Below are 3484 nucleotides of genomic sequence, written 5' to 3'. Positions count from 1 at the left end.
TCAGGATTCTTAATTATTTTTTTTTGTATTTTTTGTAAAACAAATTCGTCATAAAAAACATCTCCAGAATGTATCAAGAAAATATAACTACCTTTTGATTTTTTAATGCACTTATTAATTCCATCATATAAATTTTTATCTTTTTCTTTAAAAATTTTAATTTTTTTACTTTTGTGACTTTTTAATTTATGAAAAGTTGTATCGGATGAATTTCCATCACATATTATATATTCAAAGTTACAATTTTTTTGTTTAAGAACTGAATTAACTGTATTCAAAATATTCTGATTGTCATTTTTTACTACAGTTATTATTGTTAACTTAAACATTTATTTTATAAGTCTCTAAAAAAGACTCATAAGTTTTTAGAATATTTTTTGAAAAATAATATTTTTTTTTCCAGCCTAATTTTTTTATCAAAGATGTATCTAATTTTTTTCTTTTAACACCATCAGGTTTTGATTTGTCGTATTTTATAGCACATTTGTAATTTAAAATTTTCATAATTTCTTTTGCAAAATTTGTTATGCTTAGTTCAATATTAGATCCAACATTTATTAAGTTCATGCCGTGTTTTTTTTTTAACAAAAATATACAAATATCAGCTAAATCTTCAGAAAAAATAACTTCACGTAAAGGTTTTCCAGAACCCCATAATTTTATTTGTTTGTTTCTTTTGATTTTTGCAAAATGAATTTTTTTTATTAAAGCTGGCAAAAAATGACTTGATAATGGATTATAATTATCATTAGGACCAAAGACGTTACACGGCATAATTGTGAAATAATTTAATTTATATTGCTTAGAATAATATTCACACATTTTTATACCAATAATTTTTGCTACAGCATAAGCCTCGTTTGTTTTTTCTAGCTCACCTTTTAATAAATACTCCTCTTTTATTGGCTGCTTACTTTTTTTTGGATAAACACAGCTAGATCCAAGAAATAGTAAGTTTTTTACGCCAGCTAAGTATGAACCATGTATAATATTTTTTTCAATAGCTAGATTTTCATAAATAAAATTTGCTGGAAATGAATTATTAGAGACTATACCTCCAACTTTTGCAGACGCAACAATTACATAATCAGGTTTTTGTTTTTGTAAAAAGATTTCTGTTTTTTTTTGATTAAGAAAATTTAAATTTTTTTTTTTTGACGTTATTATATTTTTATAACCAAAATATTTTAATCTTTTATAAATAGCTGATCCAACTAAACCTGAACTACCAGCAAGAAATATTTTGCTGTTTTTATCCATTTACTTTTAAAGATTTTTTTTCAAAATCAATGATATCTTTAATTAATTTTTTAATTGGTGTTTTAGGTTTCCAATTTAAATATTTATTTGCTTTTTTCGTGCTTCCCAACAAACTTTCGACTTCCGTTGGTCTAAAGTATTTTTTATTACACTCTATAATTATTTTTCCTTGTTCATTTATACCTTTGATATTTATACCTTTGCCTTTCCAAGATATATTTATGTTTAATTCTTTGCATGTCATTTCAATAAATTTTTTAACAGAATATTGTTTACCAGTTGCTATAACGAAATCTCTAGGTTTTTTTTGTTGTAACATTAACCACATTGCTTCAACATAATCTTTAGCATGTCCCCAATCTCTTTTAGAATACAAATTTCCAAGAATTAGTTTTTTTTCAATTCCATATTTAATTTTTATTAAACCTGATATAATTTTTTTTGTTACAAACGTTTCTCCTCTCATAGGACTTTCATGATTAAATAAAATGCCATTGCATGCAAATAAATTATAGGCCTCTCTATAATTTATAGTAATCCAATGCGCATATAACTTTGCAGCTGAGTATGGGCTTCTAGCATAAAATGGTGTGTTTTCGTCTTGAAATTTAGATTTTGAAACACCAAAAAGTTCCGAGGTACCAGCTTGATAATATTTGATACGTTTGTCAAAGTTTTTTATACATTCTAAAATTCTAAGTGCTCCTATTGCTGTAGTATTTGCTGTATATTCTGGTTGTTCAAAAGAAACTTTGACGTGTGATTGTGCTGCTAAATTATATATCTCACTTGGCTTAACCATTTTAATTATTCTTTCTAATGAAAGTGAGTCAGTCATATCACCATGATGTAGAAAAAATTTGCTTTTTGTTTTTAAAGGATCATCGTAAATCCCATCTATACGCCACGTATTTAAGGAAGACGAACGTCTTTTTATACCGTGTACAATATATCCTTTTTTCAGTAAAAAACGAGATAAGTAGGCCCCATCTTGGCCAGTAACACCTGTAATAAGAGCAATTTTTTTTTTCATTTTTTCATTATTTTTAAATGTTTTATAAGAAAAAATATAGATAAAGTTAGCCAAAAGTATGTTGCATTTAGAGATGAAAAAAAAGAGCCAGACGGTAAGAGTGGAAAAAATTTAGATAATAATAGAGAAAAAATTAAGAAAAATGAGAAATTATTTGGGGAATAGCTTAAAAAAAATTCTTTTAAAACTATAAAAATTAAAGCTAGGAATAAAGCGTACCCTACAATTCCAAATTCACTCAAAATTTCTAGGTGGGTATTATGAGGATGTGTTGAACATCTTGATGATAAAGATAAAGAATTGATATCATTATAATCCTCACAAATTACTCTAAAGCTTTTTAAACCAGCTCCAAAATAAAAATTATCTAAAAAGATATTAAATGCTGTCAAATAATGAGCACCGTATTGGCTATCAAAAAAACGATTATACCATTTATCAAGTTTTCCTTTATCTTTTCTTTCATTATTTACTCTTGCGACATTAAATTTTCTTTTTTGATAAACTTCCATTTCGTCAAAAATTAAATTTTTTATATTTTTTAAATTTTTTTTTATTTTGTTAAAATCTGAATCTACCAAATATTTATAGTTCTCATTTTGTTCAAATAAATAGAAAATATCAGACTCATATAATTTCCTCATAATTATTTCTTCATTTATTTTTTGAGGATTTTTTTCAATGTAATCTATTAATTCTAGTTGTTTTTTATTTTTTTCAATTAAAAAATTGAAAGTTGAAACATTTAATTCTGATGATGAAAATATATTATAAGTGTTGCTAATATAACGTTTATATGTTTTTTCAGAGAACAATAATAAAACAACTATACTAATTATAAAAATTGGAAAAATTTTTAAAAAAATTATCCTGGATTTTTTAAAGAATATTAAAAAATTCGCTATTATTATTAAAATCATCCCAAATGGAGATCTATCACCTGTAAAAAAAATGGATAAAAAAATCAAAAATATTAAAATTACTGTCATTATATTTTCATCTTTAAAGATATGATATGTTAATCCAATCAAACTAAAATGAAGGATGAATGTACCAGCCACAAGCTCATCTTGAAAAAAACTTGAATTTCTTTGACAATCCATTTGGCAAGGAAAGCCGAGTATATTTTTTCCAAAAGTAAATTGAATAAATATGTCAAAAATAAAAATCAAAGAAATTATTAAATAAAAA

The 3484-nt window shown here is 24.4% G+C and carries 4 protein-coding genes; all 4 read right to left on the bottom strand.

Going from position 1 to position 3484, the window contains the following annotated elements:
* Positions 1-329 (bottom strand): glycosyltransferase (locus tag ACTTA5_RS07535; RefSeq protein ID WP_440649169.1); only part of this gene is annotated, 329 nt, incomplete at its 3' end.
* The gene (locus ACTTA5_RS07530; protein ID WP_440649167.1) at positions 322-1260 is read right to left on the bottom strand and encodes a GDP-L-fucose synthase family protein; all 939 of its coding nucleotides are present in this window, start codon (positions 1258-1260) and stop codon (positions 322-324) included. The genes ACTTA5_RS07530 and ACTTA5_RS07535, both read right to left, overlap by 8 nt.
* Positions 1253-2293, bottom strand: coding sequence for a GDP-mannose 4,6-dehydratase (gene gmd, locus ACTTA5_RS07525; protein ID WP_440649165.1), 1041 nt, complete (start codon positions 2291-2293; stop codon positions 1253-1255). Before gmd ends, ACTTA5_RS07530 begins: the two co-directional genes overlap by 8 nt.
* The coding region (locus ACTTA5_RS07520) for an O-antigen ligase family protein (protein ID WP_440649163.1) at positions 2290-3484 on the bottom strand (1195 nt) is incomplete at its 5' end. The genes gmd and ACTTA5_RS07520, both read right to left, overlap by 4 nt.

The organism is Candidatus Pelagibacter sp. HIMB1521 (assembly GCF_052047875.1).
Taxonomy (GTDB): Bacteria; Pseudomonadota; Alphaproteobacteria; order Pelagibacterales; family Pelagibacteraceae; genus Pelagibacter.
This window is presented reverse-complemented; position numbering and strand designations above follow the sequence as displayed.